Origin of the sequence: Roseateles sp. So40a, assembly GCF_048081605.1 — a bacterium.
In the GTDB taxonomy this organism is placed as follows: Bacteria; Pseudomonadota; Gammaproteobacteria; order Burkholderiales; family Burkholderiaceae_C; genus Roseateles.
Genome location: NZ_CP182288.1, coordinates 1,158,369 through 1,175,022 on the forward strand (window position 1 = coordinate 1,158,369; position 16,654 = coordinate 1,175,022).

Consider the following 16,654-nt stretch of genomic DNA (forward strand, 5'->3'; position numbering starts at 1 on the left):
TTCGCTGAAGAGAGCCCCCATGAACGAGCAAGCCTTGGCGCTGCTGCGCGCGCGCGCGTCGGTCGGACCGAAGTACCTGGTCGATCCCGCGCCGGACGACGCCCAACTCGCGCTGATGGTCGATGCCGCGCTGCATGCGCCCGATCACGCGGGGCTGGTGCCGTTCCGGTTCAAGGTCGTGCGCGGCGAGGCACGCGCGGCGATGGCGCGTCTGTATGGCGAGGCCGCGCGCCGGGCCGGCAAGGACGACGCGGGCATCGCGATGGATGAGGAGCGCGCGCTGAAGCCGCCGATGACGGTGGCGGTGGTGGTGCGGCTGGACCTGGGGCATCCGCAGGTGCCGGCGCATGAGCAATGGGCCTGCGCGGGCGGGGCACTGACAAACTTCCTGAACGCGGCGAAGGCGCTGGGCTTCGGCGGCAAGATGCTGAGCGGCGCGAAGGCGCGCGATCCGGGGTTGATCGCGGCGTTCTGCGAGCCCGGTGAGATGTTGCTCGGCTGGATCGCGCTGGGCACGCCCGCGCCGTCGGACAAGCCGCCCAAGCCGCGCGCGCCGAAAGCGGGCGCGGAGGCGGCGCTGCAGTTCTGGGGCGGCTGAAGCCCCCTCAGCCGTAGATGTAGCTCTGAAGTTGCGCGATGGTCATTTCATCGTCGGCAATGATGTTGTCCATCAGGTCGCGGATGGACAGCATGCCCACGACGGTGGCGCCCTCGACCACCGGCAGGTGGCGGATCTTGCGCTGGCTCATCAGGCTCATGCATTCGCGGCAATCGGTGTTCGGCTTGACGACGAACACGTTGGGCGTCATGACGTCCTTGACCTGCGTCTTGCGTGAATCGCGCCCCTGCAGCGCGATCTTGCGGGTGTAGTCGCGCTCCGAGAAGATGCCGAGCAGCCGCTCGCCCTCCATCACCAGCAGCGCGCCCACGTCGTGCTCGGCGAGCAGGTGCAGCGCATCGAACACCGTGGCTTCTTGCGCGATGCGCCAGACGCTCGGTCCGCGGTTCTTCAGCAGTTCGGACACCGGTTTCATGGGGCCTCCTGGCGACATCCTGGCGGAACTCGGACACCCAAGATAAGCGCCTTGGCGGCGCGCCGCAACCCCTGCAAGACCCGACCCCCAACAATGGGGAGGTCGTCGGGACGTCCATCAGGCGGGGGTGGACTCCCTCGCTCAGGCGGGGTGGGTGAGGTCGCGCAGATGGGTGGGACCGGCGCGGCGCTCGATCTCGGCGAGCAGGTCGCGGCCCCAGCCCATCGCGAAGAGCGCCTCGCCGACGACGAACATCGGCCCCACGAGCAGCCCGATCAGGTCGTCGATGAACGCGGGCTTGCGACCCTCGTAATAGTGACCGATGAACTGGATGATCCATCCGACCAGGAAGCTGCCCAGGCCCCAGGCCAGCCAGCCGCCGAAGGAGCCGGCCGCCAGCGGATGCGCCAGCGCCATCAGCACCGCGTTGACCAGCGCCGTGGACAGGCCCAGCACCAGGTTGCCCCGCGTGAGGTACCAGATCGTGGCCGCGCCCCAGACCAGCCAGGCGGCCGAGACGGTCCAGTCGGCGACATGGAATTGCGCGCGCGCCAGCAGCACGCCGATCGCGAAGACGATCAGCGGGATGCCGACGAAGTGCGTGGCGATGTTTCTGCGGTCGCGGTGATAGGCGGCGTATTGCGCCATCAGGTCGGTGGCTTGGCGTGCCATGGCGGTCTCCGTGCGGGATGTCGTCGTGATGTGGCAATGCTAGTGCGACCAGCTTGTTTGTGCCGTTCAGAATGCAGGTCTGACCACTTTCGTTTACCCCTATGCGAGTGTTGACGCCGGCAAGCGAGGTGCCTTCGGGTGAGACCGTCCAGGCCGGGGCGCGGGCATCGACTCGGGCCAAGGCGCTGATTTCGGCGCTGGCCGCCGCGCTGCTGCTCGCGGGATGCGGCACCGCACCAAGTGCTCCGGTGGCTGCGCCGCCCGCGAGTGCCGCCCCGGCCGGCGCGGTCAGCGCGATCGGCGCGTCCTGCCCCGCCTGGCTGGGCGCTCAGCAGCGCGGGGAAGGGCGGTTGTACCGCGTCGATGCCGCCGCGTCGCAGGTGCGCCTGCATGTGTTCCGCGCCGGACGGCTGGCCAAGGCCGGCCACAACCACGTGATCGGGGTAGAGCGGCTCGGCGGTCAGGTCTTCGTCCCGGCGGACGGCATCGCCGGCGCCGGCCTGGACCTGGCGTTCCGGGTCGACGAACTTGTCATCGACCAGGCCGAGTGGCGCGCGGCGCTCGGGCCGGAATTCGCCAGCACGCCGTCCGCCTCAGACATCGCCGGCACGCGGACCAACCTGCTGCGCGCGGTCGACGGCGAACGCTTCCCGGTGGTCACGATGCGGGGCACCGCCGTCGCGGGCGCATTCCCCTTGCTGGTGGTCAAGCTCTCGATCGACTGGCATGGCCGCACACGCGAGCTCGAGTTGCCGGTGCGGGTCGTCCGCCCTTCGGGGGAGTCGCCGCTGCGCGCGCAGGGCGCGCTGATCCTCCGTCAGAGCGACTTCGGCATCGCGCCGTTCTCCATCCTGGGGGGATTGCTCGCCATCCAGGACGAGATCTCGGTGGACGTGGACATCGCGGCCCGTCCGGCCGCCGGCTGCGAGTGAGCGGGGAAGGCCGTCAGGGCCGCAGGTCCAGGCTCATCAGGTCCTTGGCGTAATAGCGCCCGTCGGACAGGCGAATCGCGCGCGGCAGGTGGCCGTAGCGGGTGAAGCCGGCGCCGCGATACACGGCGATCGCCGACTGGTTGCCCGCCGTGACGCTCAGCGTGACCGTCTCCAGCCGGGGCTCGCGCCGCAGCAGCGCCAGCGCTTGTTGCAGCAGCCGTTTGCCGATGCCCCGGCCGCGGTAGGCGTCGTCGACCATCATCCCGATCAGGTGCGCGATGTGCAGCACCTTCTTCCGGTTCTCGTGCTCGCAGGTCAGCGCGCCCACGAGCCGGTCGCCGTCCCAGGCGCCCAGCGTGAACAGCGACTTGCCGCCTGCCTGCGGATGCAGTCGGACCTTGTAGCTCGCGGCCTCGCGCACGCGTTCGGCCTCGGCATCGGAGGTGAAGGCCTGCTCGTGGCGCGCGAGCATCGCGTCGCGCAGCGCCTTGTAGGCGGGCAGGTCGGGCTCGATCAGCAGCCGGAGCGTGATGGCGCCCTCGGCCGGGAGACCCTCGGCGGGGCGGCCCTCGGGCGGCGCGGCGGGACCGTCAGCGAAGTCGTTCGAGGCGCTCAAGCTCGCTCCTGTCGTTGATGTTGGCGAAGGCGTGTTCGTCGCGGGGCTGGTCGAAGTCGACGAGCGACAGCGGCAGCGTCCGCAGCCAGCCCGCGACGCGGCGCTCGCCCGAGCGCAGCGCGTCAGCCAGCGCGTCGCGATGCCGGGCCAGGATCAGGCTGGCGAGCGGCTGCGGGCGCAGCGGCTCGCCGGGCGCTTCCCGGCCCATGGCCATGGCGGCGGTGTGTCCCGGCGCGAGACCGCCGGCCAGCCGCGCGAGCAGGTCCTCGGACAGCCACGGGCTGTCGCCGCTGACGACCAGCAGCCAGTCGTCATCGGGCAGGGCGTCCAGGCCCGCCAGGATCCCGGCGAGCGGGCCGGGGTAATCGGGCAGGGTGTCGGTCAGCACCGGGTGGCCGAGCCGCGCGTAATCGTCCAGGTGGCGGTTGGCGCTGATCAGCACGCGGCCGTCGGTCTGAGGCGCGACCCGCGCGATGACGTGCTCGACCAACGCTCGGCCCTGGAACGGCTGCAGCGGCTTGTCGACGCCGCCCATGCGCGTGGCGCGCCCGCCGCAGAGGATCAGCGCGGTGGCGCGCATCAGCCGCCGATGTAGTGCATCTCGACGCGGCGCGCCGGGCCCGCGTCGGTGGCGGCCGGCTGGCTGGCGCGGAGCTCGGAGTAGCGGTCGCCGCGCCGGGTCCAGAGCGCGCCGAGGGCGGCCGCGATCTCGTCGTCGGTGCGCGGGTCGTGGTCGGCATCGCCGCGCAGCAGCGCGCGCAGGTCGTGGCCGTCGCCGGCGAACAGGCAGGTGTAGAGCCGTCCTTCGGTGGACAGCCGGGCGCGGTTGCAGTCGCCGCAGAAGGCCTGCGTGACGCTGGAGATCAGGCCGATCTCGCCGCTGCCGTCGGCGTAGCCCCAGCGCGTGGCGGTCTCGCCCTCGGTGGCGGGCGCCAGCGGGACGAGCTCGGCGTGCTCGCGCAGCCGGGCCAGGACCTGCGCCGAGGGCAGCACCTCGTCCATGCGCCAGCCGTTGCTCATGCCGACGTCCATGTACTCGATGAAGCGCAGCACGACGCCGGTGCCGCGGAAGTGCCGGGCCATCGGCACGATCTGGTCGTCGTTGGTGCCGCGCTTGACGACCATGTTGACCTTGATCGGCGCGAGGCCCGCGGCCTGGGCGGCCTCGATGCCGCGCAGCACGTCGGCCACGGGGAAATCGACGTCGTTCATGCGCCGGAAGACGGCGTCGTCCAGCGCGTCCAGGCTGACGGTGACGCGCTGCAGTCCGGCGTCCTTGAGGGCCTGCGCCTTGCGCGCGAGCAGCGAGCCGTTGGTGGTCAGCGTCAGATCCAGCGGCTGGCCCTCGGGCGTGCGCAGCGCGGCGAGCTGGGCGATGAGGGCTTCGAGGTGGCGGCGCAGCAGCGGTTCGCCGCCGGTCAGGCGCAGCTTGTGCACGCCGAGCCGGGCGAAGACGGCGGCCAGGCGGGTGATTTCCTCGAAGGAGAGGAGGTCGCGATGGGGGAGGAAGGGGAAGTCCTTGTCGAAGACTTCCTTGGGCATGCAGTAGCTGCAGCGGAAGTTGCAGCGGTCGGTGACGGAGATGCGCAGGTCGCGCAGGGGCCGGCCGCGGGCGTCCAGCCACGGGCCGCTGCGGGGGGCGGGCAGCGGGTGCGGCACGGGCGGCGTACGCCGGATCTGGCGCAGGTCGAGCAGCGGGATCACACCATCGGTCATGGAACGGGATTGTGCCGCCGCCCGAGCGCCCCTGCCGGGCCAAGCCCATGTTAGGCGCTCCCGGCGACCCCGGGAACGGCGCGCTTGTGCGCTAGTTCACCGCGATTGGCAGAACCAAGGCATCGAGCTGACGCGAACAAGGTGGGCGACGCCGCAGGTCCATGGGATTGAGTCATGGTGAGCCTGTACGTCAAGGACGTACTGTGGCAGCATGCGAACCGTTGCCGAGACCCCGATGTTTCAGAAGTACGCCGCCGAGGTCTGGACCGAGGCGGAACGGCTGGCATTCATCGACTGGATCGCACTGAATCCGGAGGCCGGAGCGGTGATCCCGGGAACGGGCGGGTGCCGGAAGGTGCGCTGGTTCAAGGCGGGACGAGGCAAGCGAGGCGGGGTGCGAGTGATCTATTTCAATGTCGAGGATCACGTGATCTGGCTGCTGATCGTGTACGCGAAGGCTTCCTATGACAGTTTGCCGGCCGCCTTTCTGGCCGAATTGAAGGAGGAGATCGAGGATGCCTAAGGACAAGGAGAGGTTCCAGCAGGACCTTCTGGAGTCTGTGCGACAGATGAAGGCGGGCCGCGTCGCCGAGCTCACGCAGGTGGTCGTGCCGGGTGCCGCCGAGGCGCGGGCCTGCACCGGGCTGTCGCAGGCGGACTTCGCCGGCCTGCTCGGCGTGTCCAAGCGGACCTTGCAGGAATGGGAACAAGGGCGACGCGAGCCCACGGGCGCCGCCAGGACCTTGCTGCGCGTGGCGATGGCCCATCCCGAGGTGTTGCTGGAACTCCGCTGACCGCCCCCCTGTCCTTCGTCACCCTGTAGGAGTTGTCACTTGCGTGGGGGCGTGTGCGGAGTTCGAATCGCGGTATGAGCTTGACCCCCACGACCGTGGTCCACGCCGACCTGGCCAGCTTCGTCTCCTTTGGCGAGGCCCTCACCGACATGGTCCGCGACGGCCCCGACCGCTGGCACAGCCGCAGCGGCGGCTCCCCCTGGAACGTCGCCGTCGCCATCTCCCGCCTCGGACAACTCGCCGCCTTCGCCGGCGGCCTCAGCAAGGACCCCTTCGGGCAAGCCCTCTGGCAGGCCAGCGCCGACGCCAACCTCGACCTGCGCTTCATCCAGCAGTTCGCCAAGTCCCCGCTGATGGCCTTCGTCCATCAGGTCGATCCGCCCGAGTACGCCTTCGTCGGCGACGACAGCGCCGATCTCCATTTCCGGCCCCATGCCTTGCCCGCCGGCTGGCGGCGCGCCCTGCGCTGGGCCCATTTCGGCTCCATCAGTCTGACCCGCGAACCGCTCGCCGCCCGGCTCATCGCGCTGGCCGAGTCCCTCAAGGACGAAGGCGCCCGCATCAGCTACGACCCGAACTACCGGATCTCGATGGACTCGCGGTATGACCGCACGCTCGAGCGCATGTGCCGGCTCGCCGACGTCATCAAGGTCTCGGACGAGGACCTGCGCGGCCTGTTCCGCAGCCGCGACCACCACGTCGGCCTGGCGCAGATCTCGGCCTGGAATCCGCGCGCCATCGTCATGCTCACGCTCGGCGAGCGCGGTGCGCAGCTGTTCCATCCGAAGGCCGATCTCTCCGCCGCGCCGCCGCCGCTGGAGCGGGTCGTGGACACCATCGGCGCGGGCGACGCTGCCATGGCCGGGCTGCTCTACAGCCTCATGAACGGCATCACGCAGGACCCCGAGGATCACCTGCGCTGGGCCGTGGCCGCCGGCGCCGCGGCCTGCGCGGGCGGCGGCGTGCACGGGCTGTCCGCCGCGCGCGTCACGGAGCTGATCGACCGCGTCGAGATCCACCGGGCCGAGCTGGCCTGAGCGCGCTCAGGTACCGGGGCGAGCCGGTTTGTCTCATCCAAGAGGAAAAAGCCCCCGCGCCGTGGCAGGCCGGGGGCTGTCGAGGATGACGGGCGGTCGCTCTGATCGCCCGCGACCGGGTCAAGCGATTACCGGATCACTTGCCGATCAGCGGAAGTCCGAGTTGCTCAGCGTGGTGTCATCGGGCAGCGAGAGCTGCGTCGAGACCTGGTGACCGATGGTGCCCGGCGAGGCCAGCGGCGCGGCGCCGCACAGGCCACTCGCGTGCTTCTGGATCGACCACAGCATCGCGCCGTCACGCGGGTTGCGGTTCGCTCCGGTGTAACTCGTCACGCCGGCGAGCAGCCGTTCCACCGAATACGGTTGGTCCAGGTTCTTGCCGTACTGGTCCTGCAGGATGCGCGAGCCCTGACATTGCGCGTCGCCGTTCCTGACCACGAGCAGGCCGCCGGCCCAGCCTTCAGGCGCGGACTCCAGGCCGATCGACACGATGGTCTTGGCCCCGAACAGCGCGCGGTACTCCTGATACGCGAGCACCGCGTCGTAATGCTCGTAGCGGGCGTCGTAGGTCATCACATTGACCAGGTCCAGCGCGGCCGCGGCATCAGGCCGATGCGACACCAGCTGGCGTTCACGGCCGGCATTGCCGCCCCAGTACGACACTTTGCCCGCGCAGCCTGCGTCGTTGGCCGTGGCCGCCGTGCAATCCGCGCCGGTGGACCAGGTGGCCGTCGACAGGATGCGGCCGCCGCCGGCCAGGTTGACCGCGTTGCGCATCGCACGGATGGCATTGGCCAGCCGATCGACATCGGCATCGGCCTCGTAATCGACGTCCAGGCCGTCGAAGCCCAGGTCGGTCATCGCCTTGGCCAGCGCCGTCGTGATCGGGCCGGAGCCCGCCGCGCCCTCGGCCGCCAGCGGGGACCAGTCGCCGTAGGTCGCGCCGCCGACCGCCAGCAGCACCTTGATGTTGCGCTGGTGCAGCACCTGGATCGCCGCCTTGATGTCGGCGGGCGTGCTGCTGAATCCGATGCCGGTGCCGGTCCAGGAGTTGGCGGCCAAGCCGCTCCAGTGGAAGTTCGGATCAGCGAAGGCCACCATCACATGGGTGTAGGTCGCCGGGATGCGGGCGAACGAGGTCGCCTTGTAGACCTGCTCCGCGGTCTTGCCGGTGGCATCGAACCACGGCGAGGACCAGCTCTCGTAATAGCCCGTGTAGACGCGGCCGCCCTGCGTGGCGCTCAGGCCCAGCGAACCGGTCGGGGTGACGGGCGTCGGCGCGGGCGTCGGGGTCGGGGTCGGGGTCGGCGTCGGCGTCGGCGTGGGCTTTGGCGCGGGGGTCGGGGCTGGCGTGGGCGTCACCGGCGCCACCGGGGTGGTGGCGTCCTTGCAGGCGGTGGCGGCGACCTTGGTCCACGGCTGGCCGGAGCCCGACGGGCCATTGGCGGTGACGGGGTTGTCCTGGGTCCACCAGTTGGCACGGTAGGCCTGGCCCGCGAGCCGGACGTACTGCCCGCCCACGTAGGTCGCGCTGGACGACCAGGTGGGGCAGGCGTGGGTGGTCGCGGCGAGCGCCGAGGAAGCCAGAGGGGTCAGCGAGGCCAGCACGGCGGCGGCGGCCCAGGTCAGAACGCCACCGGGACGGGAGATCGAAATGCGCATGGAGGAAAGCTCCGGGTTGAAAAGCTGCCATGCTCGGGATCCGTACTCGCCGCGCCCATCCTAAAGTTATGTTGGAAACCCGCCTTCAATGGCTGGTCAGTATGGGTGTGGCTGACTCAAATGGGTTGACCCCCACCGTGACGTTTGACCGACACCAGGGTTTGCGGTCCCTTCACCTGCAGCTGGGGGCGATCGGCTTCCTCCTCCGCCAGCGGCCGCACTTCCACGAGGCTCGCGTGGCAGCGGCGCGCCAGCGTCTGGTAGGTCTCGGTGCCCTCGCGTTTCCAGCGGATCTCGTCGTCGGTCAGCGGGCGCATGACCTTGGCCGGCAGGCCGGCGACGAGCGACTTCTCCGGCAGCTTCAGCCCCGCCCGCACGAAGGCGCAGGCCGCCACGATGCTGTACGCGCCGACCTCCGCCTCGTCCATCACCACCGCGTTCATGCCCACCAGCGCGTCGTGGCGCACCACGCAGCCGTGCAGCACCGCGCCGTGGCCGATGTGGCCGTTGGTCTCCACGACCGTCTCCGAGTCCGGAAAGCCGTGGATCACGCAGGTGTCCTGCACGTTGGCACCCGCCATCAGCCGGATCCGGCCGAAGTCCCCCCGCAGCGACGCGCACGGGCCGACGTAGCAGTCCGGGCCGACGATGACGTCGCCGATCAGCACCGCGGTCGGATGCACGTGCGCGCTCGGATGGACGACCGGCGAGACGCCGTCGATCGCATAGCAGGGCATGGATATCTCCTCGTTTCCCTGTAAATGACCCAGAACTTGGTGGTAACCCTAGGTTTCCGACCTTGTCTTGGGAGCGGATGGCTCGTAGTATCTACCGACCGGTCGGTAAATAGAAGCCGATCAAGAAAAGCTGCAAAAGCTGAATCCATCGACGGCCGAGGAGACAAGCCGAATGAGCACCGACCCCACGACCTCCGCATTCCCGTCCACCGTCGCCGACGACAGCCCGCTGCTGATCGGCACCGAGGGCGCGGTGCGTGTGCTGACGCTGAATCGCCCGCAGGCGCTGAATGCGTTCACGACCGGGCTGCTGAGCCAGTTGCGCGTCGCGCTGGACGACGCGGCCCGGGACACGGCCGTGCGGGCGGTGCTCATCACCGGCGCCGGGCGCGCGTTCTGCGCGGGCCAGGACCTGTCGGATCCGCACATCAAGCCCGAGTTCGACGAGCACGGCGCGGTGGACCCTCACCGCAAGCCCAAGGCCAAGGACATCGGCAACCTGCTGGACCATTACTACATCCCGCTCGCGCTGCGCCTGCGCAGCATGCCGGTGCCCACCGTGTGCGCCGTCAACGGCGTGGCCGCGGGCGCGGGCGCGAACTTCGCGCTGGGCTGCGACCTGGTGCTGGCGGGGCAGTCGGCCTCGTTCATCCAGGCCTTTTCCAAGATCGGCCTGGTGCCCGATTGCGGCGGCACCTGGCTGCTGACGCGCCTGGTGGGCCGTGCCCGTGCGATGCAGCTCGCGCTGCTGGGCGACAAGCTGCCCGCGGCCGACGCCCAGTCCTGGGGCCTGATCGCGCGCTGCGTCGCCGATGCCGACCTCGCCAGCGAGGCCATGCTGACCGCGCAGAAGCTCGCCAAGCTGCCGACCGCCGCGCTGGTGCAGACGCGCCAGGCGCTGGATGCGTCGATGGACCTGGAGTTCGAGGACGCGCTCAAGCTCGAGGCGAAGCTGCAGAGCCAGCTCGGCTACGCGCACGATTACCTCGAGGGCGCCGCGGCCTTCCTGTCCAAGCGCGCGCCGGTGTTCAAGGATCGCTGATGAGCGCGACCCCCGACGCCCGTGTGGAGGCTCAGCGCGTCGCTGAAGCGGTGCGCGACACCATGTTCGCCAACGACCGCGCCTCGAAGGGCCTGGGCATGCGCGTGGACGCGATCGCGCCGGGCAGCGCGACGCTGTCGATGACGGTGCGCGAGGACATGCTCAACGGTTTCGACATCTGCCACGGCGGCTTCGTGACGACGCTGGCCGATTCCTGTTTTGCCTTCGCCTGCAACTCGCACAACGAGGTGACGGTGGCATCGGGCTTCGCGATCGACATCGTCGCGCCGTCCCGGCTGGGCGACGTGCTGACCGCGCGGGCCAGCGAGACCTCGCTGGCCGGGCGCACCGGCGTCTACGACATCCGCATCACCAACCAGCGCGACGAACTGATCGCGGTCTTCCGGGGCCGGTCCTACCGCATCAAGGGCAAGCCCGTGGTGCCGGAGCTGCACGGTGCGCTCCAGAGCGCGCACGCGCCTTGAGCGCGCCCGCGCCCCCCGGAACGACAAGGAGACACACGACATGACGGTGAAGTCCCCCCGGCCCGACGAGCTCGAGCCCATCGAACGCGCCAGCCAGGACGAGCTGCGCGCGCTCCAGCTGCAGCGCCTGAAGTGGACGCTGCAGCAGGCCTACGAGAACGTGCCGCATTACAAGGCCGCGTTCGACGCCAAGGGCGTGCATCCGGACGACCTGAAGGACCTGAGCGACCTGCGCCTGTTCCCGTTCACGACCAAGAAGGACCTGCGCGACAACTACCCCTTCGGCCTCTTCGCCGTGCCGCGCGAGCAGGTGGTGCGCGTGCACGCCTCCTCGGGCACGACGGGCAAGCCGACGGTGGTCGGCTACACGCAGCGCGACATCGACACCTGGGCCGACCTGGTCGCGCGCTCGCTGCGCGCTGCGGGCACCCGCGCGGGCGACATCGTTCATGTGGCCTACGGCTACGGCCTGTTCACCGGCGGGCTGGGCGCGCATTACGGCGCGGAGCGGCTGGGCTGCACGGTGATCCCGATGTCGGGCGGCCAGACCGAGAAGCAGGTCCAGCTGATCCAGGACTTCAAGCCCGGCGTGATCATGGTCACGCCGAGCTACATGCAGGTGATCGTCGAGGAGTTCGCGCGCCAGGGCCTGGACCCGCGCGAGAGCTCGCTCAAGGTCGGCGTCTTCGGCGCCGAGCCCTGGACCGAGGCGATGCGCCGCGAGATCGAGATGAAGGCCGGCATCGACGCCGTCGACATCTACGGCCTGTCCGAGGTGATGGGCCCGGGCGTGGCCAGCGAGTGCATCGAGACCAAGGACGGTCCGGTGATCTGGGAGGACCACTTCTATCCCGAGATCATCGATCCCGAGACCGGCGAGGTCCTGCCCGACGGCTCGGAAGGGGAACTCGTGTTCACCTCGCTGAGCAAGGAGGCGCTGCCGGTGATCCGCTACCGCACGCGCGACCTGACGCGCCTGCTGCCGCCCACCGCGCGCAGCATGCGCCGCATGGGCAAGATCGTCGGCCGCAGCGACGACATGCTGATCATCCGCGGCGTGAACCTGTTCCCGACGCAGATCGAGGAACTCGTGCTCGCCGAGCCGGGGCTGTCGGGCCAGTACCAGATCGTCGTCAGCCGCGACGGCCACCTCGACGAGGTCGAAGTGCGCTGCGAGCTGTCGGCTTTGGGCGGCGGCGACGCGCAGGCCATGGCCCGGTCGCTGCAGCACCGCATCAAGACGCTGATCGGCGTGTCGACCCGCGTGACCGTCGGCGCACCCGATTCCATCGAGCGGACGCTGGTGGGCAAGGCCCGCCGCGTCGTGGACCAACGTCCCAAGAATTCCTGAGGAGTCCTTCCATGTACACGCAAGCCATGAGCGTCGGTCCGCAGGACCAGGCGACCAAGCTGCAGACCGCCGAGGAGCAGCAGCGCAATGAGGCCTTCGAGGCCCGCATCGACGCGGGCGACTTCATCGAGGCCAAGGACTGGATGCCCGAGCATTACCGCAAGACGCTGGTGCGCCAGATCAGCCAGCACGCGCATTCCGAGATCGTGGGCATGCTGCCCGAGGGCAACTGGATCACGCGCGCCCCGACGCTCAAGCGCAAGGCCATCCTGCTGGCCAAGGTGCAGGACGAGGGCGGACACGGTCTGTACCTGTACTCCGCGGCGGAGACGCTGGGCACCAGCCGCGACCAGATGCTGGACGCGCTGCACACGGGCAAGGCCAAGTACAGCTCGATCTTCAACTACCCGACGCTGACCTGGGCCGACATCGGCGTGATCGGCTGGCTGGTCGACGGCGCGGCGATCATGAACCAGGTGCCGCTGTGCCGCTGCTCCTACGGTCCGTATGCCCGCGCGATGATCCGCGTCTGCCGCGAGGAATCCTTCCATCAGCGCCAGGGCTACGAGAGCCTGCTCGTGATGATGCGCGAGGGCACCGCGGCGCAGAAGGCGATGGTCCAGGACGCGGTGAACCGCTGGTGGTGGCCGTCGCTGATGATGTTCGGCCCGGCCGACAAGGACTCGCCCAACTCCGAGCAGTCCATGCGCTGGGGCATCAAGCGCCTGACCAACGACGAGCTGCGTCAGAAGTTCGTCGATGCCACCGTGCCGCAGGCCGACCTGCTCGGCGTCACGCTGCCCGACCCCGATCTGAAGTGGAACGCCGAGCGCGAGCAGCATGACTTCGGCGCGATCGACTGGACCGAGTTCTGGCGCGTCGTCGGCGGCAACGGCCCGTGCAACACCGAGCGGCTGGCCACGCGCGTCAAGGCCTGGGACGACGGCGCCTGGGTCCGGGACGCCGCGCTGGCCCATGCGCGCAAGCGCGCCACCGAGGCCAAGGCCGCTTGACGTTTCCGAGCGTTCTGAGCATCCCCACAGGTCCCCCAGTTTTCCGAGATCCCCATCATGAGCATCAACCAAACGACCGGCGCCAATGAATGGCCCCTGTGGGAAGTCTTCGTCCGCAACAAGGCGGGCCTGGACCACAAGCATTGCGGCAGCCTGCACGCGCCCGACGCGAAGATGGCGCTGCAGATGGCGCGCGACGTCTACACCCGCCGCCAGGAAGGCGTGAGCCTGTGGGTCGTGCCGTCGTCGGCCATCGTCGCGTCCGATCCGGGCGAGAAGTCGACGATGTTCGATCCGATGGAGGACAAGGTGTACCGCCACCCGACCTTCTACGACCTGCCCGCGTCGCTCGACCACATGTGAGGACCGGACGATGACGGCATCCATCCAACCGAGCACCGCCGCCGGCGTCCAGTACCTGCTGCGCCTGGGCGACGCCTGCCTGGTGCTGTCGCACCGGATCTCCGAGTGGATCGGGCATGCGCCCATCCTCGAGGAGGAGCTGGCGCTGGGCAACATCGCGCTGGACCTGCTGGGCCAGTCGCGCGCGCTGCTGACGCGTGCCGGGCAACTGAGCGCGAGCGCGGGCGGCAACGCGTTCGACGAGGACCAGCTCGCCTACCTGCGCGAGGAACGTCATTACCTGAACCCGGTGATGATGGAGCTGCCGCGCGGCGACTTCGCCTTCACGCAGGCTCGCAATCTGATCGCTGCCTGCTGGCTGCTGCCGATGTGGACGCGGCTGCAGGCGTCGACCGATGCCGAGGTCGCCGCCATCGCCGCCAAGGCGGTGAAGGAAGTCCGCTACCACCAGCAGCACGCCGCCGAATGGGTGGTGCGTCTGGGCGACGGCACCGAGGACTCCACGCGCCGCATGCAGGACGCGCTGCGTCAGATCTGGCCCTATGTGAACGAGCTCTTCGCCTCCGACGCGATCGACGCCGCCGCCGAGGCCAGCGGCCTGGGCCCGGCCTGGTCCTCGCTCAAGCCGGACTGGGATGCCGCGATCGACGAGGTGCTGGCCGAGGCCCGCCTGGCGCGTCCGCAGCACACGCCGCATGTCTACGAGGGCGTGCGCGGCGTCCACAGCGAGCACATGGGCCATCTGCTCACGACGATGCAATCGCTGCAGCGCAGCTACCCCGGCGGGGTGTGGTGAACGCCATGAGCGCCGCGCCCTTGCCCGACTTCCATGACCACCTCGCGTGGCTGAAGACGCTCGCGCCGGTGGGGCCGGTCGGGCCGCGTCCGGAGGCGGGCGACGCCGGACCGTCCGACCTCGGCTGCGGCCGACTGTCCGCGGCGTGGGAGGTGCTGTCGCAGGTGCTCGATCCCGAGGTGCCGGCGGTGTCGCTGGTGGAGCTCGGCATCGTGCGCGACCTCGTCGAGACCGCCGACGGGCTGGAGGTCGTGCTCACGCCGACGTATTCGGGCTGCCCCGCGACCGAGGCCATCGAGCAGAACGTGCGCGACGCGCTGGCGCGTTTCGGCACGATCACGGTGACGATGCGCCGCGCGCCGGCCTGGACCACCGACTGGATCACCGACGCCGGCCGCGAGAAGCTGCGCCGCTACGGCATCGCGCCGCCCGGCGCGGTGGACGCGGGGCAGGGCGTGCCCATCCGCATCGTGCGCCGGCACGCGGCCATCGCCTGCCCGCGCTGCGGCAGCGCGCACACCGAGCAGGTCTCGGCCTTTGGCTCGACCGCCTGCAAGGCGATGTACCGCTGCCTCGCCTGCCGCGAGCCCTTTGAACACTTCAAGCCGATCTGACCGGTCGTGACACGACCCCGACCGGCCGATCCCAACGACTCCGAGCCTTCGCCATGAGCCTGCACTTCCATCCCTTGCGACTGCGCGCCAAGCACCAGGACACCGACGACGCCGTCGTGTTGTGCTTCGACGTGCCCGAGGCGCTGCGCGAGACCTTCCGCTTCACGCAGGGCCAGTACCTGACGCTGCGCGGCGAGGTCGACGGCCAGGACCTGCGCCGCTCGTACTCGATCTGCGCGGGCGTGGATGACGACGAGCTGCGCGTGGGCGTGCGCCAGGTCGACGGCGGCGCGTTCTCGACCTGGGTGCACAACCACCTGAAGGCCGGCGACGAGGTCCAGGTCTTCCCGCCGCAGGGCCGCTTCCATGTGCCGGTCGATCCGTCGCTGGGTCGGCATCACGTGGGCATCGCGGCGGGCTCGGGCATCACGCCCATCCTGTCGATCATGAAGACGGTGCTGGCGCGCGAGCCGCTGAGCCGCTTCACGCTGATCTACGGCAACCGCCGTCCGGCGTCCGCGATGTTCAAGGAGGAACTCGAGGACCTGAAGAACCGCTACATGACGCGGCTGACGCTGCATCACGTGTTCTCGCGCGAGCATGTCGACTCGCCGCTGATGGCGGGACGGCTGGACCAGGCCAAGCTCGGTGACTTCCTCGCGGGCCCGGTGCCTGCCGCGAGCATCGATCAGGTCTTCGTCTGCGGCCCCTTCGAGATGAACGAGCAGGCCGAGGCCGCGCTGCGCGCCGCCGGCGTGCCCGAGGAACGCATCCACATCGAGCGTTTCGGCACGCCCGAGATGCAGACCGGCCGCCCGGCGCCGCACGAGATCCACGAGGAGGACGCCGAGGCGGCCAAGGTGGTGGTGATCCGCGACGGCGTGTCGCGCGAGATCGAGTTCCGCAAGAGCGATCCCAGCCTGCTGGACGCCGCGGCGCGGGCCGGCATGGACGTGCCGTTCTCGTGCAAATCCGGGGTCTGCTCGACCTGCCGGTGCAAGTTGATCGAGGGTGAGGTCCGGATGGATAAGAATTTCGCCCTCGAGAAACACGAAGTGGCGGCCGGATTCATCCTCAGCTGCCAAGCGCACGCCCTGACGCCGCGCGTCGTGATCTCGTTCGACGAACGCTGAATCACAAGGAAAACACCATCCATGGCCCGAGGTCGCGCCCCCGGATTCGATGCCACCCGCGAGGAGATCCTCGCCCAGGCGGCCCGCCTGTTCGCCAACCAGGGCTACCCCGCCACCTCGATGAATCAGGTCGCGGAAGCCTGCGCGGTGAGCAAGCCCACGCTGTACCACTACGTCCGCGACAAGCATGAGCTGCTCGCGCAGATCTGCCAGAACCACCTGCAGCATCTGGTCGATCTGGTCGACGAGGTGAGCGCCGAGCAGCTCGCCCCGCAGGAGCACCTGCGCGGATTGATCCACCGTTTCGTGCAGGCCTATGGCGAGGCCCAGAACGAGCACCGCGTGCTGACCGAGGACCTGAAGTTCCTCGACGACGAGCACCGCGATCGCATGGTCGCCGTGGAGCGCGAGGTCGTCGGGCGATTCGCCGACGCGGTGGCCGCGGTGCGGCCCGAGCTGCGCGGCGCCCACCTGCACAAGCCCTTGACCATGCTGCTGTTCGGCATGATCAACTGGACCTTCACCTGGCTGAGGCCCGACGGGGCGCTGACCTACGAGGCGGTGGCGCCCATGGTCGCGGACCTGTTCTTCGGCGGCCTCGGCGCGGTCCGCACGGAGCTCACCCAGCCCCAGCCGGCGGTGCAAGCCTCATGAAGG

General features: G+C 69.7%; 21 protein-coding genes. 14 read left to right on the forward strand and 7 right to left on the reverse strand.

Annotation, left to right across the window (positions count from 1 at the left end; translation table 11 throughout):
- The first annotated feature begins 19 nt into the window (after positions 1-19).
- Positions 20-598, forward strand: coding sequence for a nitroreductase (locus tag ACNI65_RS05325; protein WP_416761615.1), 579 nt, complete (start codon positions 20-22; stop codon positions 596-598).
- A gap of 7 nt (positions 599-605) precedes the next feature.
- Here the strand turns inward: ACNI65_RS05325 and ACNI65_RS05330 are convergent, their stop codons facing one another.
- The gene (locus ACNI65_RS05330) at positions 606-1,034 is read right to left on the reverse strand and encodes a CBS domain-containing protein (RefSeq protein WP_416761616.1); all 429 of its coding nucleotides are present in this window, start codon (positions 1,032-1,034) and stop codon (positions 606-608) included.
- 141 nt (positions 1,035-1,175) lie between these two features.
- Positions 1,176-1,706, reverse strand: a complete 531-nt coding sequence (locus ACNI65_RS05335) for a DUF962 domain-containing protein (protein WP_416761618.1) — start codon at positions 1,704-1,706, stop codon at positions 1,176-1,178.
- A 101-nt stretch (positions 1,707-1,807) separates the two neighbouring features.
- On the opposite strand from ACNI65_RS05335, the gene ACNI65_RS05340 reads away from it, so the two are divergent.
- The gene (locus tag ACNI65_RS05340; protein ID WP_416761619.1) at positions 1,808-2,638 is read left to right on the forward strand and encodes a hypothetical protein; all 831 of its coding nucleotides are present in this window, start codon (positions 1,808-1,810) and stop codon (positions 2,636-2,638) included.
- Between the two features lie 13 nt (positions 2,639-2,651).
- Here the strand turns inward: ACNI65_RS05340 and ACNI65_RS05345 are convergent, their stop codons facing one another.
- The 3 genes from ACNI65_RS05345 to moaA are packed head-to-tail and all read right to left on the reverse strand — an operon-like array spanning position 2,652 to position 4,970.
- Complete coding sequence (locus ACNI65_RS05345) at positions 2,652-3,254, reverse strand: GNAT family N-acetyltransferase (protein WP_416761620.1); 603 nt, start codon at positions 3,252-3,254, stop codon at positions 2,652-2,654.
- Positions 3,229-3,834, reverse strand: a complete 606-nt coding sequence (mobA, locus tag ACNI65_RS05350; RefSeq protein ID WP_416761621.1) for a molybdenum cofactor guanylyltransferase MobA — start codon at positions 3,832-3,834, stop codon at positions 3,229-3,231. Before mobA ends, ACNI65_RS05345 begins: the two co-directional genes overlap by 26 nt.
- Complete coding sequence (moaA, locus tag ACNI65_RS05355; RefSeq protein ID WP_416761622.1) at positions 3,834-4,970, reverse strand: GTP 3',8-cyclase MoaA; 1,137 nt, start codon at positions 4,968-4,970, stop codon at positions 3,834-3,836. The genes mobA and moaA overlap by 1 nt, the downstream gene beginning before the upstream one ends.
- A 235-nt stretch (positions 4,971-5,205) precedes the next feature.
- Here moaA and ACNI65_RS05360 point away from each other — a divergent pair, with 235 nt between their 5' ends.
- The 3 genes from ACNI65_RS05360 to ACNI65_RS05370 all read left to right on the forward strand — a co-directional run bounded on the left by ACNI65_RS05360 (position 5,206) and on the right by ACNI65_RS05370 (position 6,801).
- The gene (locus tag ACNI65_RS05360; protein WP_416761624.1) at positions 5,206-5,493 is read left to right on the forward strand and encodes a transcriptional regulator; all 288 of its coding nucleotides are present in this window, start codon (positions 5,206-5,208) and stop codon (positions 5,491-5,493) included.
- Positions 5,486-5,764: a helix-turn-helix domain-containing protein gene (locus ACNI65_RS05365; protein ID WP_416761625.1), complete on the forward strand. Its 279-nt coding sequence runs from the start codon at positions 5,486-5,488 to the stop codon at positions 5,762-5,764. The genes ACNI65_RS05360 and ACNI65_RS05365 overlap by 8 nt, the downstream gene beginning before the upstream one ends.
- Positions 5,765-5,838: 74 nt before the next feature.
- A complete protein-coding gene (locus ACNI65_RS05370; RefSeq protein WP_416761626.1) occupies positions 5,839-6,801 on the forward strand; it encodes a carbohydrate kinase family protein in 963 nt (320 codons plus the stop codon).
- A 147-nt stretch (positions 6,802-6,948) separates the two neighbouring features.
- On the opposite strand, the gene ACNI65_RS05375 is transcribed toward ACNI65_RS05370, so the two are convergent.
- Positions 6,949-8,463 (reverse strand): glycosyl hydrolase family 18 protein, encoded by a 1,515-nt coding sequence (locus tag ACNI65_RS05375; RefSeq protein WP_416761627.1) that lies wholly within the window; start codon positions 8,461-8,463, stop codon positions 6,949-6,951.
- Between the two features lie 116 nt (positions 8,464-8,579).
- A complete protein-coding gene (locus tag ACNI65_RS05380) occupies positions 8,580-9,200 on the reverse strand; it encodes a phenylacetic acid degradation protein PaaY (protein ID WP_416761628.1) in 621 nt (206 codons plus the stop codon).
- A gap of 172 nt (positions 9,201-9,372) precedes the next feature.
- Here ACNI65_RS05380 and ACNI65_RS05385 point away from each other — a divergent pair, with 172 nt between their 5' ends.
- The 9 genes from ACNI65_RS05385 to ACNI65_RS05425 are packed head-to-tail and all read left to right on the forward strand — an operon-like array spanning position 9,373 to position 16,651.
- Positions 9,373-10,242 carry an enoyl-CoA hydratase-related protein gene (locus ACNI65_RS05385; RefSeq protein ID WP_416761629.1) on the forward strand — a complete coding sequence of 290 codons (870 nt, stop codon included), beginning with the start codon at positions 9,373-9,375 and terminating at the stop codon, positions 10,240-10,242.
- Positions 10,242-10,727 carry a hydroxyphenylacetyl-CoA thioesterase PaaI gene (gene paaI, locus ACNI65_RS05390; RefSeq protein WP_416761631.1) on the forward strand — a complete coding sequence of 162 codons (486 nt, stop codon included), beginning with the start codon at positions 10,242-10,244 and terminating at the stop codon, positions 10,725-10,727. Before ACNI65_RS05385 ends, paaI begins: the two co-directional genes overlap by 1 nt.
- A gap of 40 nt (positions 10,728-10,767) precedes the next feature.
- Complete coding sequence (gene paaK, locus ACNI65_RS05395; RefSeq protein ID WP_416761633.1) at positions 10,768-12,078, forward strand: phenylacetate--CoA ligase PaaK; 1,311 nt, start codon at positions 10,768-10,770, stop codon at positions 12,076-12,078.
- Between the two features lie 11 nt (positions 12,079-12,089).
- Positions 12,090-13,091, forward strand: a complete 1,002-nt coding sequence (paaA, locus tag ACNI65_RS05400) for a 1,2-phenylacetyl-CoA epoxidase subunit PaaA (protein ID WP_416761634.1) — start codon at positions 12,090-12,092, stop codon at positions 13,089-13,091.
- Positions 13,092-13,148: 57 nt separating this feature from the next.
- A complete protein-coding gene (paaB, locus tag ACNI65_RS05405) occupies positions 13,149-13,454 on the forward strand; it encodes a 1,2-phenylacetyl-CoA epoxidase subunit PaaB (RefSeq protein ID WP_416761635.1) in 306 nt (101 codons plus the stop codon).
- A 10-nt stretch (positions 13,455-13,464) separates the two neighbouring features.
- Positions 13,465-14,250 (forward strand): 1,2-phenylacetyl-CoA epoxidase subunit PaaC, encoded by a 786-nt coding sequence (paaC, locus tag ACNI65_RS05410; protein ID WP_416761637.1) that lies wholly within the window; start codon positions 13,465-13,467, stop codon positions 14,248-14,250.
- Between the two features lie 5 nt (positions 14,251-14,255).
- Entirely contained in the window at positions 14,256-14,864 is a 609-nt protein-coding gene (gene paaD, locus ACNI65_RS05415; RefSeq protein WP_416761638.1) for a 1,2-phenylacetyl-CoA epoxidase subunit PaaD, read from the forward strand.
- A 53-nt stretch (positions 14,865-14,917) separates the two neighbouring features.
- Positions 14,918-15,997, forward strand: coding sequence for a 1,2-phenylacetyl-CoA epoxidase subunit PaaE (paaE, locus tag ACNI65_RS05420; RefSeq protein WP_416761640.1), 1,080 nt, complete (start codon positions 14,918-14,920; stop codon positions 15,995-15,997).
- A gap of 21 nt (positions 15,998-16,018) precedes the next feature.
- Positions 16,019-16,651 carry a TetR/AcrR family transcriptional regulator gene (locus ACNI65_RS05425; protein WP_416761641.1) on the forward strand — a complete coding sequence of 211 codons (633 nt, stop codon included), beginning with the start codon at positions 16,019-16,021 and terminating at the stop codon, positions 16,649-16,651.
- The last annotated feature ends 3 nt before the right edge of the window (positions 16,652-16,654 follow it).